Annotated in this window: 15 protein-coding genes; 11 read left to right on the top strand and 4 right to left on the bottom strand. The window is 71.8% G+C overall.

All coding sequences use genetic code 11. The features are described from left to right. Positions 1–48: 48 nt before the first annotated feature. On the bottom strand, positions 49–1,581 hold the full coding sequence (locus tag CED_RS10025; RefSeq protein ID WP_011435598.1) for an SDR family oxidoreductase: 1,533 nt from the start codon (positions 1,579–1,581) through the stop codon (positions 49–51). Between the two features lie 129 nt (positions 1,582–1,710). After that, positions 1,711–2,226 (bottom strand): HNH endonuclease, encoded by a 516-nt coding sequence (locus CED_RS10020; RefSeq protein ID WP_035910077.1) that lies wholly within the window; start codon positions 2,224–2,226, stop codon positions 1,711–1,713. 418 nt (positions 2,227–2,644) lie between these two features. Between CED_RS10020 and CED_RS10015 the strand changes: the two genes are divergently transcribed. The 6 genes from CED_RS10015 (at position 2,645) to CED_RS09990 (ending at position 9,758) form a co-directional block, all read left to right on the top strand. After that, positions 2,645–3,973: a mechanosensitive ion channel family protein gene (locus CED_RS10015; protein ID WP_011435600.1), complete on the top strand. Its 1,329-nt coding sequence runs from the start codon at positions 2,645–2,647 to the stop codon at positions 3,971–3,973. Between the two features lie 136 nt (positions 3,974–4,109). Beyond that, entirely contained in the window at positions 4,110–4,829 is a 720-nt protein-coding gene (locus CED_RS10010; protein ID WP_035730008.1) for a response regulator transcription factor, read from the top strand. After that, a complete protein-coding gene (locus tag CED_RS10005; RefSeq protein ID WP_023840452.1) occupies positions 4,826–6,508 on the top strand; it encodes a HAMP domain-containing sensor histidine kinase in 1,683 nt (560 codons plus the stop codon). The genes CED_RS10010 and CED_RS10005 overlap by 4 nt, the downstream gene beginning before the upstream one ends. A 101-nt stretch (positions 6,509–6,609) precedes the next feature. Then, positions 6,610–8,883 carry a 4-alpha-glucanotransferase gene (gene malQ, locus CED_RS10000; RefSeq protein WP_011435603.1) on the top strand — a complete coding sequence of 758 codons (2,274 nt, stop codon included), beginning with the start codon at positions 6,610–6,612 and terminating at the stop codon, positions 8,881–8,883. Positions 8,884–8,893: 10 nt separating this feature from the next. Further along, positions 8,894–9,334, top strand: a complete 441-nt coding sequence (locus CED_RS09995) for a hypothetical protein (RefSeq protein WP_232234886.1) — start codon at positions 8,894–8,896, stop codon at positions 9,332–9,334. Further along, a complete protein-coding gene (locus CED_RS09990; RefSeq protein WP_011435605.1) occupies positions 9,321–9,758 on the top strand; it encodes a DUF5130 family protein in 438 nt (145 codons plus the stop codon). Before CED_RS09995 ends, CED_RS09990 begins: the two co-directional genes overlap by 14 nt. 77 nt (positions 9,759–9,835) lie before the next feature. Here CED_RS09990 and pepN read toward each other — a convergent pair whose 3' ends face one another. Beyond that, a complete protein-coding gene (gene pepN, locus CED_RS09985; protein ID WP_035910124.1) occupies positions 9,836–12,385 on the bottom strand; it encodes an aminopeptidase N in 2,550 nt (849 codons plus the stop codon). Positions 12,386–12,698: 313 nt separating this feature from the next. Here pepN and CED_RS09980 point away from each other — a divergent pair, with 313 nt between their 5' ends. Genes CED_RS09980 through CED_RS09970 form a run of 3 tightly spaced genes read left to right on the top strand, consistent with a single transcriptional unit; the run spans position 12,699 to position 14,705 of the window. Beyond that, positions 12,699–13,946 (top strand): AI-2E family transporter, encoded by a 1,248-nt coding sequence (locus CED_RS09980; protein WP_035910121.1) that lies wholly within the window; start codon positions 12,699–12,701, stop codon positions 13,944–13,946. A gap of 56 nt (positions 13,947–14,002) precedes the next feature. Then, positions 14,003–14,197, top strand: a complete 195-nt coding sequence (locus CED_RS25240; RefSeq protein WP_035910073.1) for a hypothetical protein — start codon at positions 14,003–14,005, stop codon at positions 14,195–14,197. A gap of 19 nt (positions 14,198–14,216) precedes the next feature. Further along, positions 14,217–14,705: a ribose-5-phosphate isomerase gene (locus CED_RS09970; RefSeq protein WP_011435608.1), complete on the top strand. Its 489-nt coding sequence runs from the start codon at positions 14,217–14,219 to the stop codon at positions 14,703–14,705. Here CED_RS09970 and CED_RS09965 read toward each other — a convergent pair. Next, entirely contained in the window at positions 14,648–15,133 is a 486-nt protein-coding gene (locus CED_RS09965; RefSeq protein ID WP_023840457.1) for a hypothetical protein, read from the bottom strand. The genes CED_RS09970 and CED_RS09965 overlap by 58 nt on opposite strands. A gap of 726 nt (positions 15,134–15,859) precedes the next feature. Here CED_RS09965 and CED_RS09960 point away from each other — a divergent pair. Next, the gene (locus tag CED_RS09960) at positions 15,860–16,813 is read left to right on the top strand and encodes a dolichyl-phosphate beta-glucosyltransferase (RefSeq protein ID WP_235187008.1); all 954 of its coding nucleotides are present in this window, start codon (positions 15,860–15,862) and stop codon (positions 16,811–16,813) included. Positions 16,814–16,998: 185 nt separating this feature from the next. Then, complete coding sequence (locus CED_RS09955) at positions 16,999–20,967, top strand: DUF3367 domain-containing protein (RefSeq protein WP_035910065.1); 3,969 nt, start codon at positions 16,999–17,001, stop codon at positions 20,965–20,967. Positions 20,968–21,054 lie beyond the last annotated feature (87 nt).

Here is a 21,054-nt window from a genome sequence, read left to right as displayed (position 1 = left end):
CCACCTGACGGGCCGGGCCACCTGACGAGCCGGGCCAAGGCCGCGTGATCAGGCGGTGGCGACGGCGCGGGCGGCCCATTCGTCCTCGGCCTTGCGCACGATGTTGCGCAGCATTCCACCGAAGACGGCCGCGTGGAACGGGCTGACCGACCACCAGTAGAGCTGCCCGGGAAGTCCGCGGGGCAGGAAACTCGCGCGCTGCGAGTAGGTCGTGGTGCCCTCGGAGTCCACCATCGAGCGTAGTTCCAGCCATGCCTCGCCAGGCAGCTTCATCTCGGCACGCAGCCGGAGCAGGTGGCCCGGTTCGATCTCCTCGACCCGCCAGAAGTCCAGCGCCTCCCCGACGTGCACCCGCTGCGGATCACGCCGACCCCGGCGCAGACCGACGCCACCGAGGGCGGTGTCCAGCCAGCCGCGGGCGGACCAGGCCAGGGGCCACGAGTACCAGCCGTTGTCGCCCCCGATGCCCTCGATGACGTGCCACAGACAGGCCGGCGGCGCCGCCACGGCCATGCTGCGCTCGTCGACGTAGAGGGATCCCCCGGCCCACTGCGGGTCGGTCGGCAGGGGCTCGTTCGGGGGGTGCGTGGCACCNGCGCCGTCCCCGTCGTCCGATGCGCCTCCCGAACCCGGCCACACCGCCGTCGACCATCGGGTCTTCACCGAACGCGCCCGCACCCGGGCCAGCGCGAGGGCCACCGCGGCGTCGAAGGGCAGCAGTCCCTCGGCAGGATCGGGGATCCAGCGGGCGACCTGGTGGTCGTGGACCACCACCTCGTTGCGCAAGGAACGGATGAGCGGCCTCGCGATGCCGCCCGGCACCGGGGTGACGAGCCCGACCCACAGCGAGGACAGTTCGGGGGACAGGATCGGAACCGGGACGATGATCCGGCGCCGCAGCCCCTCGATGGCGGCGAAGCGCTGCATCATCTCCGCATAGGTCAGGATGTCCGGGCCGCCCACGTCGAAGGTGCCCTCGACGTCGTCGGGGACGTCCAGAGCGCCGATCAGATAGTGCAGCACGTCCCGGACGGCGATTGGCTGGATCCTGGTCCGCACCCAGCGCGGCGTCAGCATCACCGGCAGGCGCTCCGTCAGGTAGCGCAGCATCTCGAACGAGGCGCTGCCGCTGCCGATGACGACCGCCGCACGCAGCACGATCGTCGGAACCCCCGAGCCGAGCAGGATCCTCCCGACCTCCTGGCGGGAGCTCAGATGGGCGGACGTGCCACCCGTCGTCGCCGGGCCCAGCCCGCCGAGGTAGACGATCCTGCGGACATCGGCCGCCCGGGCCGCGGCGGCGAAGGCGTTCGCCGCCCGCCGGTCGACCGCGGAGAAGTCACCACCACTGTCGATCGAGTGGATGAGGTAGTAGGCGACCTCGATCCCGTCGAGTGCGGACCGCAACGACTCCGGATCCCGGGCGTCGGCGCGGACGACCTCCGCCCGGACGGCCCACGGGATGTCCCGCAGCCGGACGGGATCCCGGGTCATGACCCGGACGTGGTGGCCACGGTCGAGCAGGCGGGGAGCCAGCCGGCCGCCGATGTACCCGGTCGCCCCGGTGACGAGGATGCGCACGCTGNTTNCCTGCCCNGGTAGNCCCCGCCGTACCCTGGCACCCGGCCGATCCGCCGTCGCCGTGCCGGGGAACGCCTCGAACAGGCGGGGAACGCCCCGGGCGGGCAGGGACGCCCCGGGCGGGCGCCGTCAGGCCGAGGCGGCCTCGGTCACGTCGGTACTCAGGTAGGCCGACCAGCGTGGATCCATCCGACGGGAGCCCAGAATGCGCCAAGCGGCTCCGCTCGGCGCCCGTGGCGCCGNGNGGNGCCGCCAGCCGAGATCAGCGACGGCCCGGTCGGCTTTCAGATGGTTGCAGCGGCCACAGGCCGCCACGACGTTCTCCCACGCATGCGGGCCCCCACGGGAGCGTGGAATGACATGATCCAGTGATGTTGCCGGAGCATTGCAGTACACGCAGCGATGATGGTCGCGGGCCAGCACACCCTTACGGGTTAGCGGGACCTGCGAGCGGTACGGCACCCGGACGAAACGCGCTAACCGGACCACGATCGGGACATCGATGGATGCCGTCGCGGACCGAAGAACCTGCCCGGCCGATTCGACCATGACGGCCTTGTCGGTCAGGACCAGCACCAGCGCGCGCCTTTGCGACACCACGCACAGAGGCTCGTACGTGGCATTGAGAACCAGCGCCTCTGCCACGCGCCGACCTCCTGCCCACCGAGGGCCCTTTGCGGGCCGTTCTGCCCAGCGTCTCCGGTGACAATGGATAGTCAACCTTCTTCCGCGGCAGAACGCGAGCCTGTTTGCATGGTCATCGCCTTTCGTGCCGTGGCGCTGCACATATCTCGTGGCCTTTGTCACATGTGGGCGACCATTCTGTGACCATATCAATACGGAAAGTGCTTTTTTGAGTGTAGTGGGAGACCTGGCCGGGTTGGGTTGGAGAGTGGTTGGGCCGGAGCGTGGCCGTCCGTCGACCGGATCGGGGCCCCCACCGCCGGGCCACCGGCATGGGTGAGACTGACCTGCGGCCGCCGCCCCGGCCGCCGCGAGCGCGGGAGGGCCGGTGACCTCGGCCGGCTCGGGGAACTCCGAATGATCGCANTCTACCGGAAGGATGATCGACGCCGTGACGCCCGCCCCGTCCCTGCTGGCTCAGCCTCTCATCCCGTCGCTGGGAATGCTGCTGTCCGCCTCGCCGTCACCCACCGGATCGCCGGGCCCGACGTCCGGGCTGACGACGCCCACCCCGCTGCCCTCGCCGAGCCCGTCGGTGACCTCCGACCCGCTGGTGTCCCTGGAGGGCGTCGCGACCGCGCTGCGGGACGCCTGCGGGACCGATCCGGGGCTGCTGTGTCGCACCGTCTACAACACGACCCACAGTAACTATCTCGCCTCCGGGGCTGAGGTGTTCCTCGGTACCCCGATCCGCATCGCGCTCATTTTAGTGATCGCGTTCGTGGTGCGGGCGCTGCTGCACCGCTTCATCCGGCGCACCACCGACATCGGACACGCCACCGAACGGACTGGTTCCGGCAGTTGGGGCGGGTTGTTCCGGAGTTCCCGGGCCGGCTCTCTGCTGGGCGCGTTCGGCGACCCGGCAGTGCTGATGGAAAGGCGCCGTCAGCGTGCGGCGACGGTCGGTTCGCTGCTGCGCAGCGTGACGTCCATCTTCATCTTCGGCCTGGCATTCCTCAGCATCCTGGGTGAGCTGGGCATCAATCTCGCCCCCATCGTCGCCAGCGCCGGTGTGCTGGGAGTCGCGGTCGGTTTCGGTGCGCAGAACCTCGTCCGGGACTTCCTGTCGGGGATGTTCATGCTGCTGGAGGACCAGTACGGGGTGGGAGACGTGATCGATCTCGGTCCGGTCTCCGGCGCCGTGGAGGCGGTCAGTCTCCGGACGACCAGACTGCGCGACGTCGAGGGCACCGTCTGGTACGTCCGGAACGGCGAGATCACCAGGGTCGGTAACAAGAGCCAGCAATGGGCACGGACCGTGCTCGACGTTCCGCTCGACTACGACACCGAGGTCGCCACCGCCAAACGGGTGCTGGCCCGGACGGCGAACGAGCTCTGGGCGGACGCGAAGTGGAGCAGCCTCATCCTCGCCGAGCCCGAGGTCTGGGGCATGGAGACCATGACCTCGGACGGTTACACCCTGCGTGTCGCCATCAAGACCCAGCCGCTCAAGCAGTGGGAGGTCGCGCGTGAGCTGCGTGAGCGGGTCCGGACCTCGCTTGGCGCGGCTGGCATCGAGCTCGGTTCCGTGCAACGCAGTGAGGTGACCATGGTCGACGACGACGAGGAGACCGCCGGGAGCCGTGAGGAGGACGACGCGGATCCGGATGCCGGGGTCGGCGGGGGNGACGCGGACGCTCAGGGGACGGATCTGCCGCGGGCACGGATCGACCCGCCCGCCCCCGGCCCGTCGCACCTGAGGGGTTGATCTGGTCGGCTTGGGCGTGCCGGTCGGTCTGTCCGGGCTTGCGGTGGCTGAAACCGTCCTGAGGATCGCGGTACGTCTTCCTGAGACCGGCCCCGCGCAGCACCATCACCGCGTCGGGTGAAGGCAGACTGGGGGCGTGCGGGTACTGGTGGTGGACGACGACGCGGCTGTCCGGGAGTCCCTGGAACGCTCACTGCGGTTCGAGGGGTACGAGGTGGCCACGGCGGTGGACGGGGCGGACGCGCTCGATGTCATCGGCCGCGAGCGGCCGGACATCGTCGTGCTGGACGTGATGATGCCCCGGGTGGACGGGCTGGAGACCTGCCGTCGGCTGCGGGCCCAGGGCGACGACGTCCCGGTGCTCATGCTGACCGCTCGGGACGGCTTGGCCGACCGGGTCAGCGGCTTGGACGTCGGTGCCGACGACTACCTGGTCAAACCGTTCGCCCTGGAGGAGCTGTTCGCCCGGTTGCGGGCACTGATCCGCCGGGCGGCGTTGGCCGCGCGGGTGCGGGCGGCCGGGTCCAGAGGGATCCCCGACTCGACGCTTCGCTACGGCGGGGNCTGTCTGGATCAGGTCAGCCGCCAGGNGACCCGCGGNGATCGGGNGCTGATTCTGACCAAGACCGAGTTCGAGCTGCTGGAGTTGTTTCTCGCTCATCCGCGTCAGGTGCTCTCCCGCTCCATGATCATGGAGCGGGTTTGGGGGTATGACTTCGGCCCGACGTCGAACTCGCTGGAGGTCTTCGTGAGCTACCTGCGCCGCAAGCTCGAGGCGAACGGCGAGCCCAGGCTGTTGCACACCGTGCGCGGAGTTGGCTACGTGCTGCGTGAGCCGTCGGGGGACCGGGCGTGAGCAGTGCCCCCGACCAGGGGGCCGCGCCCTCGCCGTGGTGGCCGCAGCCGGCAGCGGGGCATGCGGCGGTGGGGCAGCCGGTAGCGGGTCGTCCGGCGGTGGGGCAGCCGGTAGCGGGGCATGCGGCGGTGAACGGGCGCGCCGGCCGGTTGGACGGGTTCGCGCGGCGGGTCCACCCGGGACGTCACCCCAGGATCCGGTTTTCCTCCCCGCTCGGTCAGCTGACGTTGCGGGCCCGGCTCGCCCTGCTCGTCGGGATGGCGGTGGCTGCCGCCGTGACGGTCGTCGCCGGGGTGTCGCTGGGGGCGACCAGCATCGTGCTGAACCAGGCCATCGACGACCAGCTCGTAGAGCAGGCTGAGGCGTCGGCGCGCACCATCCAGACCAGCCCGCTGGGGCTGGAACTGCAGGCGTTCAGCTTCGGGCTGGAGGGCCAGTTCCTCGACGCCGCCGGCAATCCGCTGGAGAACGCCGTCTCGTCCTGGAACAGCGTGCGGATCCCGGTCGACTCCGCCGACGCCGAGGTGGCCCGGCGGGAGCGGGCCCAGAACCTGCGCACGATCGCCGTTGACGGGCAGTCCTACCGGCTTGTCACGGTTCCGCTGCAACGTCCCGCGTCCGGCGGTGCATTGCAGCTCGCCCGGCCGACCACCGACGTCGACCGGACCCTGCGCGACCTCGCGCTGGTGCTGCTTGTCGTCGGGATCGTCGGGGTGGTCGGCTCGGTGCTCGCCGGACAGATCGTGGCACGTGCCGCGCTCAAACCCGTTGACGCCGCGGCCGCGGCCGCCGAGGAGGTCGCTCGTACCCAGAATTTGTCGGCGCTCATCCCGGTGACCGGATCCGACGAGATCACCCGGCTGGCGGAGAGCCTCAACAGCATGCTGCGCGCGCTGGAGGCATCTCGGGCCCGCCAGCGCCAGCTCGTCGACGATGCCAGCCACGAGCTGCGCACCCCGTTGACGAGCCTGCGTACGAACATCGAACTGTTGCTGCGCGCCGAGGCGAACCCGCATCGCGCGCTGCCCGCGGCCGACCATGAGGCACTGCTACGCGACGTGGACGCGCAGATGCGCGAACTGTCCGGCCTCGTCAGCGAACTGGTTGAGCTCGCCCGGGACGAGGCGCCCACCGAGGAGGTGGAACGGCTCGATCTCGCGGAGATCGTGCGAGCCGCGGCCGAACGGGCCCGGCGCCGCGCCACCGGCAAGAGCATCAGCATCGAGCTCGACGCGACTCCCTCGACGGTCGACGGGCGGGCGAACATGCTCGAACGGGCGATCACCAACCTGCTCGACAACGCCGTGAAGTTCTCGCCGCCCGCCTCCGTCGTCCGGGTCGGCTCCCGGGACGGCGAGGTAACCGTCGCGGATGACGGACCGGGCATCGCGCCGGAGGACCGCGTGCAGGTGTTCGACCGCTTCTACCGGGCCACCTCCGCGCGGGGCCTGCCCGGATCCGGGCTCGGCCTCGCGATCGTCGCGGATGCCGTGCACACCCACCGGGGTACCGTCACCGCGGAGAGTTCCCCGAGTGGCGGGGCGTTGCTGCGGATGCGGCTGCCGGTCGTTGACGACCCCGGTCCGCTGGGCCCGGCCACCACACCGGGTCCGGCGCCGAACCCGCCGGACGGCGCTGCTTCGCCTCCGGACCGCGCGGGCGAGAATCCCAGGCCGTGACTTCCGACTGCCCCGCCGTGCCCACCGCATCCGCGTCTGCGTCCTCCGCGTCCCCCGCCGGTCCCACCGCCCCGGCGGGACCGCAGCCCGCTGGGACGCCGGTGGTGGACCCCACCATCGACCCGGTCCTCGCCGAACTCGCCGCAGTGTCCGGCGTGGCGACGTCCTACCTCGGGGCCGACGGTGTCCCGGTACAGGTCGCGCCGGACACCGTCCGGGCCGTCCTGCGGCTGGCGGGGGTCGATCCGACGGATCCCGCCGCAGCGCTCGCGGCGGCGCTGGAGCGGCCTTGGCGACGCCGGGTGCCGGCCTGCGCCGTCGTCGTCGCCGCAGCACCGCGCCCGGTGGTCGTTCACACGCCCGTGGAGATCATTCCACACGCTGAGCTGGAGCTCGGCACCGGCGGCCGAATCGTCCTCGATCCCCCTGGCGCCCCCCTGGCCGAGCGGGTGCTCGACGGCGTGCCCTGGGTCGCCCGGCCGATAGGGCTCCCGGCGGGTCTGCCCTTGGGGGACCACGTGCTGCACATCGACGCCGGAACCGAGCGGCATCGCTGCCAGGTCGTTGCCGTGCCGGCCGCGGTGCCCGGCCCCGCCGCCCTCGCCCCGCCGGCCCGCGCCTGGGGCTGGATGATCCAGCTCTACGCGCTCACCTCGACGTCGTCCTGGGGGATGGGGGACTATGGCGATCTCGCGACGCTCGCCGACTGGTCGGGCCGGGCGGGTGCCGACGTGCTGCTGGTGAATCCGCTGCATGCGGGTGCGCCGACCCTGCCCGTCGCGGCGTCCCCCTACTCGCCCGCAAGCCGCCGTTTCGTCTCCCCGCTCTACCTGCGACCGGAGCGGACGCCCGAGTACGCCCGGGCCGATCCCGCCACCCGGGCTGCCGTTGACAAGCTCGCCCGCGGCGCCCGTCGCGACGGGCGGCGGGACGGTCTGCTCGATCGGGACGCGGTGTGGCGGGCGAAGCTGGCCGCGCTGGAACTGCTCTTCGAGGTCTTCCGGCGTGGCGGCGAGCAGGTGGCATCCGCCGGGTCCGCCGCTTCCGAGCCCGCCGCCGAGCCGGCCGGGTCCGACCTGATCGATTTCGCGACCTGGAGCGCGCTCGCCGAGCGGTACGGCCCGGACTGGCGGACCTGGCCGGCGCGTCTCGCTCATCCGGGCGCGCCCGCCGTCGCCGAGGCGAGGGCGCAGCTGGCCGACCGTGTCGCCTTCCACGTGTGGCTCCAGCAGCGCTGCGACCAGCAGCTCGCCGCGGCGCAGGCCGCCGCCCGGGCCGCCGGGATGGCCGCCGGGATCGTGCACGACCTGGCCGTCGGCGTCGATCCGGGCGGTGCGGACGCCTGGGCGCTGCAGGACGTTCTCGCCGTCGGCGCGAGCGTGGGGGCCCCACCGGACACCTTCAACCAGCAGGGCCAGGACTGGGGGCTGCCGCCGTGGCGGCCGGACGCCCTGGCCGAGGCCGGGTACGCGCCGTTGCGTCAGATGGTCGCCTCGGTGCTGCGCCGCGGCGGCGGGCTGCGGGTCGACCACATCCTCGGCCTGTTCCGGCTGTGGTGGATTCCGGCTGGGGCGGGCGCCGCTCACGGGACATACGTGCGTTACGACGCCGAGGCGATGCTCGGCCTGCTCGCGTTGGAGGCCGCCCGTGCCGGCGCCGTCGTCGTCGGGGAGGATCTGGGTACCGTCGAGGCATCGGTGGCGACGACGCTCGCCCGCATGAACGTGCTGGGTTCGACGGTGCTGTGGTTCGAGCAGGACGCCGAGGGCCGCCCGTTGCCGCCGACGGCGTACCGGGCGGCGACGATGGCCAGCCTCACCACGCACGACCTGCCCACCGCCGCCGGCTACCTCGAGGGCGAGCACGTGCGCACCCGCGCCCGGTTGGGGCTGCTCGGGCGTTCGGAGGAGGCCGAGGCGGCCGGCTGGCGAGCCGAGCGGGACGCGTTGGTCGAGCTGGTGCGATCCGAGGGGCTGGTGGATCCGGCGGGCGCGGCGGCGGGCCTCGGCGGACGGGGGAACCCCGGCGGGCGCGGCCGGCCGGAGTTCGACCCCGCCGTTCGGCAGGAGATCGTTTTCGCGCTGCACCGGCTGCTGGTGCGGTCTTCGTGCCGCATCGTGCTCGGGTCGCCGGGTGACGCGCTGGGCGACCGGCATCAGCCGAACCTGCCGGGCACGACCGACGCCTATCCGAACTGGCGGCTCCCGGTGACCGACTCCGCCGGTCGGCCGGTTACGGTGGAACGTCTGCTGACCGATCCGGACGTGCGCCGGCTTGGCGAGTTCCTCGCCCAGGTCCGGGTTGCCCAGGTCCGGGGCGTGTCGTCCACCGGTGCGGCATCCCCAGACGAGGACCGTAACCCCATTTCCCGGTAATCTTCGCTGCGTGACTCGACGTCGACCGCGCCAGACCCGATGGCTGCCGTTCGCCGGCACCTCCCGCCCGTGGCCGGGGGCACACCCCGCGCCGGGGTCGCGATCCAGGATCGCGCCGCGCCGGGTTCTCACCGTTGTCGGCCTCGCGCTGTTCGCGGTGCCGGTGTTCGCGGTGAGCGCCTCGGCCGGGGAGATCGGAACCCCCTACAACCCCGATCCGCTCACGGCCGTGCAGTCATGGGCGATCTACGGCGGCACCATCGTCGGTGGGTTCGTCATCGCGATCCTGCTGGCCGCGTGGTCGAGCCGCAAGAGCGGGCCGGTGCGCTACCGCCCGGGGCAGCCCTGGGAGCACGACGAGATCTGGATCGGCTCCAAGCCGGAGGAGATCGAGGGCGAGCAGACGAAGACCGCCCTTCCCGGCGCGGGTGGTGCCAGTGGCAACTGGTGAGCCGTTCACCCACGAGCAGCTCGACCGGCTGAACCGGGCCCGGGAGCTTGCCGAGACGCGTACCGGCATCCACGTCAGCATCCGGATCGGCGCGGTGCGCGGCGACGTCCGGCTCGCCGCCGAGCGGATCCTCGCGAACCTCGTCAACGACGCGGGGCGGGATGCCGCCGTGCTGATCCTCGTCTCGCCCGGGCAGCGGTTCGTACGGATCGCCACGACCCCGGCCGCCAGGAAGCGGATCAGCGACTCGGCCACCGGGCTCGCCGCGTTGACGATGGCCTCCAGCTTCGCGCTGGGCGATCTGGTCGGCGGCCTGATCACCGGCATCCGCCAGCTCGCGGACGCGGCAGGTGGCGCGGGCGGCGCAGCCGCCGGGACCCTCCCCCCGACGCAGCCTTCGTTGGCGGTCAGCCCGACGCCCTGACCCCGCTGATCCCGGAGGAGCCGGCCCGGCCGGCTCCTCCCGGCCCGGCCGGCTCCGACCGGCCTGATGCGGGTACGCTACGCCGCCGCCTCGATGTCCTTCTTGCGTGCGGCCAGCGCCCGGACGAGCCCGTCGCGGCCTTCCAGCAGGGCCCGCCGCAGGGGCGGGACCGGGTTGTGCTCGGCCAGGTAGGCGTCGACCTTCGCCACCGTCTCCGGTTCGATCACCGACGCCGGGAACAGCATCTGGGTGATGGTGGAGGCCATGTCGAAGCTGCGGGTCTCCCAGATCCCAGCGATCTCGTCGAAGAAACGGTCCACGTAGGGCCGGGTCAGCTCGAGCTGGTCGGAGATCCAGAAACCGCCCATCGTCGCGGCGGCCAAGTGGTTCGACAGGGTGTCCGAGTCCATGACCGCCGACCAGGCTGCGGCCTTCGCCGCCGCGGTCGGCCGTGCCGCCCGCGCGGTCGCAGCTCGCTTCTCGCCGGTGGCGGTGCGGTCGCGGGCGAGCTCCGTGTCGATCTCGGCGTCGGCGTACACGCCCCGGGCGACGAGTTGGGTCAGCAGGGTCCAGCGCAGCTCGGTGTCGAGCACGAGCCCCTCGATGACGTCGGTGCCCTCGAACAGCGCCCGGATCCGCGCCACCTGGTCGGCCTCCTCGGCCTGGGCGAAGGAGGTGGTGTAGACGAGCTGCAGGTCGCTGCCGGGGGCCGCGGCGCGCGCCAGCTCCTCGGCGCGTTCCGTCAGCGCGCGCAGCGCGGGCTTCCGGTTTGCCGGGTCGCCGTAGGTGTCGATCGTCAGGTCCGCCTTGGCCAGCAGCGACTGCACCACGCCGATGTCGTCCTCAGCGGTCACCCCGGACAGCACGAGCCGGACGTAGTCCCGGGCGGCGAGTTCGGCGTCGCGGGTCATGTCCCAGGCCGCCGCCCAGCACAGCGTCCGGGGCAGTGACTGGGAGATGGCGCCGATCGCCTCGACGAGCGTGGCCAGCGACCGCTCGTCGAGGCGCACCTTCGCGTACGTGAGGTCGTCGTCGTTGAGCAGGATCAGATCCGGCTGGCGGGCACCGACGAGCTTGGCGACCTCGGTGAGCTTGCCCGTCACGTCGAGCTCGACCCGTTCCCGCCGGACCAGCGCGCCGGTGGCGTCCCGATCGTAAAGGCCGATCGCGAGCCGGTGCGGGCGCAGCGTGCGCGAGGCGGTCGGCGGCGCCGACGCCGGCTCCTGCACCACGTCGAACGAGGTGAACAGGCCCGAGGAGTCGGTGAAGAAGCGCGGCCGCAGGGTGTTCGCGCCGGTGGTCTCCAGCCAGTCCGCGGACCAGGCGGTAAGGTTCCGCCCGCTGGCGTTCTCCAACTCGTCGAGCAGGTCGCGCAGCGACGTGTTCGCGTACTCGTAGCGGCGGAAGTACGCCCGCAGCCCGGCGAGGAACTCCTCTTGGCCGACCCAGGCCACGAGCTGCTTGAGCANCGAGGCGCCCTTGGCGTAGGTGATGCCGTCGAAGTTCGTCCGTACCGCGTCCATGTCCGGGGCGTCGGCGACGATCGGGTGCGTGGAGGAGAGCTGGTCCTGGCGGTAGGCCCAGCCCTTCTCCGCGTTGGCGAAGGTCGTCCAGCCGTTGGTGAAGCGGGTCGCGTTCACCTGGGCGAGGACCGACATGTAGGTGGCGAACGACTCGTTCAGCCACAGGTCGTCCCACCAGCGCATGGTGACCAGGTCACCGAACCACATGTGCGCCATCTCGTGCAGGATCGTCTCGGCGCGCCGCTCGCGGCGGGCCTCGGTCACCTTCGCCCGGAAGACATACTCCTCCAGGAAGGTCACGCAGCCGGCGTTCTCCATCGCCCCGGCGTTGAACTCGGGCACGAACAACTGGTCGTACTTGCCGAACGGGTACCGGTAGTCGAACACCCGGTGGTAGAAGTCGAACCCGGCTTTGGTGATCTCGAAGAGCTCGGCGGGGTCGAGGAACTCGGCCAGCGATCGGCGGCAGTAGAGGCCCAGGTCGATGCCGTCGTGGTGGTCGCGGACCTCGTGGTACGGGCCGGCGACGAGCGCGGTGATGTACGTCGACATCACCGGGGTGGTCAGGAAGCGGATGGTGCGCACCCCGATCGCGGCCTCCGCCACCGCGGCGACCGCGCTGTTGGAGATCGCCTTCCAGTCCGCCGGGACGGTGACCGTGAGGGTGAACGTCGCCTTGAGGTCGGGCTGGTCGAAGCAGGCGTACATCCGGTGCGCGTCGTACGTCTCGAACTGGGTGTAGAGGTAAACGGCCTCGTCCACCGGGTCGACGAAGCGGTGCAGGCCCTCACCGGTGCGGGAGTAGACGCCGTCCGCCACCACCGTGAGCCGGTTCGACTCCGCGAGGTTATCGAGCCGGATCCGCTCGCCGTCGAACACCGCGGCGGGGTCGAGCGGCGCTCCGTTGAGAACGACCTCGTCGACCTTCGCGGCGGCGAGCTCGATGAACGTCGACGCCCCAGGCTCGACGCAGGTGAAGATGACCGCGGTTGACGTGCGGAAGGTCTCGTGGCCGGTCGTCAGGTCGAGTTCGACGTCATAGGAGGCAACGTTGAGCAGGCGGGCGCGCTCGCGCGCCTCGTCGCGGGNGAGGTTGTTGGGCACCCGGTTCCTTTCGGACGGCACGGACTTGCAGGACTGCACACGGTCATCACCGTGTTCCCAGTCTCCCACGCCGATGAGGGGAACGGTCGCCGCCGGGGGACGTGGTGGTCGGGGACGTGGTGGTCGGGCCGTCGGCCGTGGTACCGGTGCCGGAGATGGTGGATTGTGGTGATTGGCGCGGGGTGCCCGCTCTCGCTGGTCGCCGATGCGGCACGATGGCGACATCTTCCGCGTNACCAGCCTGCGGGAGGATCGGGATGTCCGCGCGGTCGCGGGAAGGCAGGAAGAGGGCAGGACAGGAAGGGAGCCGCCGGTGAGACGGGTGGCGGGGCTCGGTCGCGTCCCCGGGCGCCCTCACCGGGCTCGCCGGGCCTCAGCCGTTCCGGCCGGCGGTGGGTCGTCCACCGCGCCGATGCCCACCGCGCCGATGCCCACCGCGCCGATGCCCGAGGCGGCGGCATCCGAGCCACCAGGCGGGCCGCGGGCCGCCGGCGGGGGGGAGTCCCCGGCTCGGCGGGCCGACTATCACATCCCGGTCGCGCTGCGGGTCTCGGCGGGCTGGTCGTGGCGTCTGATCGTCACGGGCGCGGCCATCTACATCCTGCTGATGGTCGTGGGACGGGTCCGGATCGTGGTGATTCCGCTCATCGCCGGGCTGCTCATCGCCGCTCTCATCCATCCGCTCGCGCACCGGCTGCAGCGGCTCGGTATGAACCGGCTGGGCGCTGCCTTCACCGCGTTGTTCGTGTTCTTCGCGGTGTTCGTGGGTGCCGGGGTGGCGGTGGGCTTCAACGCAGCGAACGAGATCCCCACGGTCAGCGATCAGGTCAGCGAGGGCGTCGAGCAGATCCGCGGCTATCTGAGAAACGGTCCGCTCCACCTGTCACAGAGCCAGNTCGACAATCTGGTCGACGACATCCGCAAGAGCCTGGCGAACAACCGGGGGCGCCTGGTCTCCGGGGTGATCTCCGGCGCCTCGGTGGCCGCCGAGGTGCTCACCGGCCTGCTCGTCACCCTGTTCTCGACCTTCTTCTTCCTGTACGACGGGGATCGTATCTGGAACTGGATCGTCACCCGCTTCCCGGACGGAGCGGAGGAGCGGGTGCGTGGCGCCGGTCGGGAGGCGTGGAACACGTTGACCGGCTACATTCGTGGGACGGTCTTTGTCGCGGCGGTCGACGCGATCGGTATCACCATCGGCCTGGTCGGCGTGGGTGTCCCGCTCGTCGCGCCGCTGGCCCTGCTGACGTTCTTCGGCGGGTTCGTCCCGATTGTCGGGGCGACGGTGGCCGGCGCCGCGGCGGTACTGGTGACCCTGGTCTCGAATGGCGTGCCGGATGCGTTGATCATTCTGGGTGTCGTGTTGGCCGTGCAGCAGGTCGAGGGGCACCTGTTGCAGCCGCTGGTCATGCGGCGGGCGGTGCGGTTGCATCCGCTCGCGATTGTCATCGCGCTGTCGGCCGGTGGCGTGTTGGCCGGCATCCCCGGTGCCATCGCCGCCGTTCCGTTCGCTGCCATGGTGAACAGGGTCGCCGGTTATCTCGCCGTGAGCGGGAAGTGACCACCACCCCGACGGGTTGATCCCGGTCGAACGGTGCCGTCGACCGAGGAGACCACATGAGCGCCGAAACTCTCGACACCCCCGCGGCCACGTTCGTACCCACACCCACACCCACACCCACACCCACGTCCGTACCCTTGCCCGCGGACGCGACCGAAGCGGTCTTCTGGGACGGAGTTCTGCTCGTCGCTGCTACCCCCGGCTTCCACGAGCTCAAACGGACCTGGGACCAGGACCCGATCCTCACGTGATCGGGCATGATGACACATCATGCGTGTCCATCTGGGATCTGACCATGCGGGCTTCCACCTGAAGGAGGCGCTCGCCGAGCGTCTGGTGGAGCTGGGCCACGCGCCCGTCGACCATGGTCCTGTCGAGTACGACCCCGACGATGACTACCCTCCGTTCGTCCTCGCCGCCGCCGCCGCCACCGCTGTCGAACCGGGCAGCATGGGCATCGTCATCGGGGGATCGGGCAACGGGGAGGCCATCGCGGCGAACAAGGTCGCCGGGGTGCGCGCGGCCCTGGCATGGAGCGAGCAGACGGCGACGCTGGCCCGCCAGCACAACGATGCCAACGTGCTGAGCCTCGGCGCGCGCATGTACACCGTCACGGCGGCCCTGACGTTCGCCGAGGTCTTCCTCACCACGCCGTTCAGCGGGGAGCAACGACACGTGCGGCGGCTTCGGATGCTCTCGGCCTACGAGCGGACCGGGGACGTACCGTCGGTGCCCGGGTCGGCCTCGTCGGCTTCCTGAGACCTGTTCTTCGAGGACCCGGTCTCGGCAGGGCCGCTCTCATGCGGTCCGGCGGATCCGCGGTCGGAGCGTCGGCGGGTCCTGCGGGCACCCCGGCCGCGGCGGTCGGTCGTGGCGCTCTCGGCTCCGGCGCTGCTGGCTTCGGCACGACCGGCTCCGGCGCTGCTGGGGCCGCCGCGGCGGACCGGGTCGGTGGGGCTGGTCGACGGGGTCGCCGGTGCGGGGCGTGATCCGCGATGCAGTACCACCGATCGCTCGGCCTCGGCGAGGTCGGCGTCGGTGGGCCGGGCGGCGTCGCGGGCCCGCATCGCCGTTCTCGGGGGCAGCTTGCTGCGACCCGCATCGATGAGACCGCGCAGCTGCGCGTCCGCCTCGCCCGCCCCGGCCGCATGCGACCGGGCCCGACCTGCGCGCTCGGGTCGTGGCATGGCTCCTCCATCCGCCCTGGCCGGAACCCTTGGTGGATCATCCCAGAAGCGGGCCGCTCGGGGAGGCCTCGTGACGCGGGTGGACGTCGGAAATCCGCCGGTGCGCGGTTATCCCCCGCGACAGGTTGATCTCCATCCTTCCATTTCCGAAGGTCTCCGGAAGTTCACCGTCCCGGGTGCTACCGGCGGGTCGCCCNACAGCGACAGCCCNACCGTTTCCGGTCCGGTCCGGTCGACGCCGGGCCCCGGAATCGTCGTGGCGTCGCCGATCCACGGTTCGCAAATCCGTACCCGGTGTCGGCGGTTGGTCCCCCGCCGGCCCGCCTGCCGCGTTTTTCTGCTCCGCAGCGTGCACGCCCGCGGGCGCCGGGTCGCCGCACCGCGACCTGGCCGACCGTCCGATCCAGGATGATCCGAGGCGCTCCGGGGGATCGGCCACCCCCTGTCCGAGCTGTTCTGCCTCATCCGTATGCTACACATCGCCAGATGAACGTCTGATAGTCCAACGTACGCTCAATAGATGTCCACCTGTACTCAAGAGATGCCCATTGTGTCACATTGCCAGTAAATGAAACAAAAGGAAACTCTAGCATGCATACTTTGCCGCGTTTCNGTAGAACGCCTAAAACTGTTTGCTGATCTCGATCGGCCGTCACCAACCGCTGCGCCTCGGTGGCTTCAGTCATCGGCTCCGTCGTCGCGGCCTAGGAGTGAGTCTTGGNCCGCGTGCCTGTGAGCGTTGTCATCCCCGCCTACAACGAGGCGATGCGCCTGCCCGGCTCGCTACCCCCGCTGATCTCGGTCATGCACAGGATCCCCGGTGCCGAGGTGATTGTGGTTGACGACGGCAGTACGGACGGCACCGCTGCGATCGCCGAGGAGTTGCTCGCGGATCTGCCCGGTGGTCGGGTCCTGCGGCTGCCGTGGAACTCGGGCAAGGGCGCCGCGGTCCGCATGGGGGTGTCGGCCGCGCACGGTGAGTCGATCGCCTTCCTGGACGCCGACGGCGCCTCCGACGTCAATGATCTTCCTCTGCTCCTCGCCGCGCTGGAGCACGCCGAAGTGGCGCTCGGATCGCGCCGGGTTGGGGCGGGTGCGGTCCGCAGCAGTGGCCGGCGGGNCGGNAGCTGGGNCTTCAACCAGATCACCCNGTCCCTGACCAGCCTGGACGTCGCCGACACCCAATGCGGGTTCAAGGCTTTCCGCGGCCCCGAGGCCAAGCTGCTGTTCAGCCTTGCGCGCTCCTCCGGATTTGGCTTCGACGTGGAGGTGCTCTCGATCGCCCGGTCGATCGGCTACCGGATCGCCGAGGTCCCGGTCCGATGGGCGGAGATACCCGGTGGCACGTTCCGGGTGACCCGGCACACCCCCGCGATGCTCGTCGACGTGATGCGCGCCCGGCGGTACCTGAACCGCTCCGCTCCCGGCCTCGTAGTGACGCGTCCCACGGTGCAGTCGCCCGCCGCCGCGGCAGCGCCGGTTCGTCCGGGCGACGGGGCGTCCCCCGCCGCGCAGGTCCGAGTCCCGCCTTCTGCCGTGAGCGTCCCGGCCCCCGCGGAACCGGTGACCGCCGGGCCGCCGCCCGCCGTCCTCACGGCGGCCGTGGGGGGCGTCGAGAAGCCCCTGCGCCTGCCCGCGGACCTGGGTGGTGTGACTCCGCTGCCTCGGAAGGCTGTATGAAGGTCCGGCGAACCGGACCCCATCCTTATCCTTTGGAGTAAGCGATCCCTTCCCCCGCCGCCGGCNCCCCCACGACGGCGCAGGGCCTCGGCGCGCCGTCACCCGCCCCGGCCGTCGCAGCCCCGGCCGTCGCCGCGTCGCCGCGTCGCCGCGACACGCGGACGTCACGGCGGCCCCTGTTCGGCATGGCCGCCGGCTTTATGGTGCTCTTTCTGCTCCAGGCCCCCGGCAACCTGACCGCCGACACCAAGCTGGACGTCCCCCTTGACCCGTGGGGCTTCATGGGGCGGGCCACCCACCTGTGGAACTCCCTCGCCGAGTTCGGCTACCTGCCCAACCAGTACGTCGGCTACCTGTTCCCGATGGGACCGTTCTTCGGTGCCGGTGACCTGCTCGGGATACCCGCCTGGGTCACCCAGCGGCTGTGGATCGCGCTGCTCCTCACCGTCTCCGCCTGGGGGGTCGTGCGGCTGGCCGAGGCCCTGCGGCTCGGCGTACCGCGCACCCGGGTGCTGGCCGGACTCGCCTACACCCTGTCCCCGATGTTCCTCGGCAAGATCGGGGCGACTTCCGTGGCGCTCGCGGGCGCCGCCATGCTCCCGTGGATCACCCTGCCGCTCATCCTCGCGCTGCGTCCGGACGGCGCCTTCGGCGCCGACACCGGTACGGCCGCCACCACCAGTACCACGGCCGTCGATGATGTCGATGCCGCTGACGATCCCGCCCTGGACCCGGGCCGGCGGCTGTCCCCGCGACGGGCGGCTGCCCTGTCCGGACTCGCCATCCTGGGCACCGGCGGAATCAACGCGACGGTCACGCTGTGCGTCCTGCTCTGTCCGGCGGCGGTCCTTGTGTTCGCCGGCGGCACCCGCCGGGCCTGGGCGCTGCGGGCCTGGTGGGTCGTCGCCGTCATCCTCGCCTCGGCCTGGTGGCTGCTGGCGCTGATGGTGCAGGGCCGCTACGGGCTGAACTTCCTCGCGTTCACCGAGACCGCCCAGACGACCACGGCGACGACGTCGGTGGCGGAAGCCCTGCGCGGCGCGACGGACTGGCTGGCGTATGTCCAGTTACCCAGGCCCTGGCTGCCGGCCGCCACCGAGTACGTGTCCCGGCCGGTGCCTATCATCGGATCGGCAGCCGTGGCGGCGATCGGGCTGTGGGGGCTGNCCCGGGCCGATCTGCCCGCCCGCCGGTTCCTGCTGGTGACGTTGGCCGCCGGCACGGTCTCGGTGGCTGCGGCCTATCCGGGGCATCCGGGCAGCCCGCTGGCGGGCGTGGTGCGGGACCTGCTCGGTGACCAGCTGGGCTTTCTGCGCAACGTCTACAAGTTCCAGCCGGTGGTGCGCCTGCCGATAGCCCTGGGGATCGCGCACGCCCTGACGGTCCGACCTGTCAGTCTCACCGCCCGTGTGCGGAGATGGACGACCCGCGGGGCTTCCCGCCGGCACGGCAGGACCGCGGACATGATCGTGACCGTCGCGGTGAACGTCCCCGTCGTGCTGACCGTGGCCGCGCTGGTCTGCGGCATGACGCCAGCGCTCGCCGGCAGGGCGCTGCAGCCCCGGCCGTTCGCCCGGGTGCCCGACTACTGGGTGGCCGCCGCGGACTGGCTGGCCGCCCATCCCCAGGACGGCCGGGCACTGGTGCTGCCCGGCTCGCCGTTCGCCGAGTACGAGTGGGGCCGGCCGCTCGACGAGCCGCTGCAGTGGCTGGCCCGCACGCCGTGGGGGGTCCGCGGCCTGATCCCGCTCGGTGGCACGGGCGTGACCCGGCTGATGGACGGCATCGAGCACCAGCTCGCCACCGGGTCCGCCGCGGGCCTCGCCCCGGCGCTGGCCCGGGCCGGGATCGGCCAGATCCTGCTCCGCAACGACCTGGAACAGAAGAACTGGGACGTCCCCCCGTCCACCGACGAGCTCCACCGGGCGTTGCGTTCCTCCGGTCTCACCCTGACCGCCGCGTTCGGCCCGCAGGTGCCGGCGCGCGCCTCGGCGAAGGAGAGGCTCGTCCCGGAGCTGCGTAACCCGACCGCGCGGGTACCCGCGCTGGAGGTCTGGACCGTCCCGGGCGGCGCGAAGCTTGTCGGCTCCTACCCGGCGGACACCGCCGTCGTCGTCTCCGGCGGCCCCGAGGCGACGGTGCAGCTCGCNGGGCAGGGCCTGCTGAGCAGCGACCGGGCCGCCGTGCTCGCCGCGGACCTCGCCGCGGATCGCACCGATCCGTCCGCCGCCGTGGCGTCTTCGACGAGCCCGGCGGCGATCAAGGTTGCGCCGGGGGAGGTGATCGGCCCGACGACCGCCTGGGTCGACACGGACACCCTGACCCGGCGCGACAGCACCTTCGGACTCGTCCACGACGCCGCTTCGTACCTCCTCGGGCCCACCGGCACCGCGGTCGGCAAGACGGGGGAGCCCCACCAGTGGGCCGAGGCCGACGTCGCCGGCCACCAGACGGTCGCGGGCTACGTCGGCGGCATGTCCGTCACCGCGTCCTCCTACGGCTACGACCTACTCGCCGCGCCGGACCTCGCGCCACCGGCGGCCGTCGACGGCTTCGCCGCGACCGCGTGGACGGCACAGCGCACGAAGGGCACGACGTCGGCCGGGCAGTGGATCCAGCTCGATGCCGGCCGGCGGATGACCGTGCCCTACCTCGACGTGCGGCTGCTGTCCGAGGGTTCGTGGCGGCCGGCCGTCGAGGCGCTGCGGGTGTCCAGCGAGGCGGGCTCGGNGGNCACCGAGGNNNGTCCGGNGGAGGACATCCAGCGCCTCGCCGTCCCAGCGGGGCCGAGCCGCTGGTACCGCATCACGTTCGCGCGGGTCGGCCAGGAGACCGACGACACCCTCGGCGCCGGTATTCGGGAGATCACCATCCCCGGGGTCACCTTCCGCCACTACGCGCAGCTCCCCACCGACGTGGCCCGGCGCTTCGCCGCGCCGGACGGGGGGCTGGTCGCCTTCTCGATGGCCCGGGAGCGGGTCGACCCGGCACAGCCGTTCGGCGGCTCGGAGGAGCTGGCGCTGTCCCGGCGCTTCGAGGTGCCCCGGGACATGACCTTCACGATGAGCGGCTCGGCGAGCTTCATCCCCCCGCCGCGGGGGACACCCCCAGCGGGTGACACTCCGTTGCTGGTCGACTGCGGCCAGGGCCCCACCCTGGTCGTCGACGGGACCCGTTACCCCCTGCGGATCTCCGGCCGGGACAGCGACGTCACCTCGGTGCGGCCGGTGCGGGTGTCGCTGTGCACCGACGGCGGCACGCTGCGGCTCTCGGCGGGGCCGCACCTGCTCGGCGTCGACCAGGGAGCGACCTCCATCCTCGTCGACGCGATCGCGCTGGTCGGATCGGGCGCCCAGGTGAGCGCGGCCACGCCGCGGGCGACGACGGTGCACGAGTGGACAGCGGAGCACCGGACGGTCCAGATCGGCGCCGGTGACCGCGCCTTCCTCGCCGTCCGGGAGAACGCCAACTCCTCGTGGACGGCGAAGCTGAACGGCGTGGCGTTGACCCCGCTGCGCCTCGACGGCTGGCAGCAGGGCTGGATCGTCCCGGCCGGCACCGGCGGCACGATCGTCATCGACAACGCGCCCGGTGCGGAATACCGCCGCAACCTCGTGGTGGGGCTGTTGCTGGTCGTGGTGCTGGTCGTGCTCGCCGTGCTGCCCGCCCGGTTCCGGCTACGGCCACGATCCGACGAGAACGGCTATCCGGCGCTGCTGAGGCCGCGCCGGCTGGGCCGGCTGGGCNGGGCGACGGTGTCCCCGCCGGTGGCCGGTGTGGGGTGGACGGTGCTCGCCATGCTGGCGGTGGCGCTGGTGGCGGGCCCGGTGGCGCTGGCCGTACCGGTGTTCGTCCTGGTCGGTCGGCGCTGGCCCGCGGCGGGGGGNCGCTGCGCCGCGGTCGCCATGATTGGCGCGGGAATCGGGGNGGCGGCGCAGCCCGGCAGCCAGCCCGGATCCGGGCAGGGGGCGTTCGGGCCGCTGGTCCAGGTGTTCGGCGCCTTGGCCTTGGCGGCGGTGCTGGCCGCGTTGGCCGGGCGGGCCTGGGACCGTCCCGCCGGCTCGGGCGCCGGCGCCCACTTCGGCGCCCGAGCCGGGTCCGATGTCGGGCATAGGACTCGCAATCCCTATACCGACAGCAAGGGACTCGGTTAGCGTTTTCGTGGCGCCGATTGTTCGGACGTCGTCCACCGTCTGTTCCTGAGGGAGACATCCGGTCATGATCACAGCCAGGCGTGCCGT

It is taken from the genome of Frankia sp. CeD, from assembly GCF_000732115.1.
GTDB classification, from domain to species: domain Bacteria; phylum Actinomycetota; class Actinomycetes; order Frankiales; family Frankiaceae; genus Frankia; species Frankia casuarinae.
The sequence above is the reverse complement of the archived record's forward strand: the minus strand, read 5'-3'. Positions and strand labels throughout refer to the sequence as shown.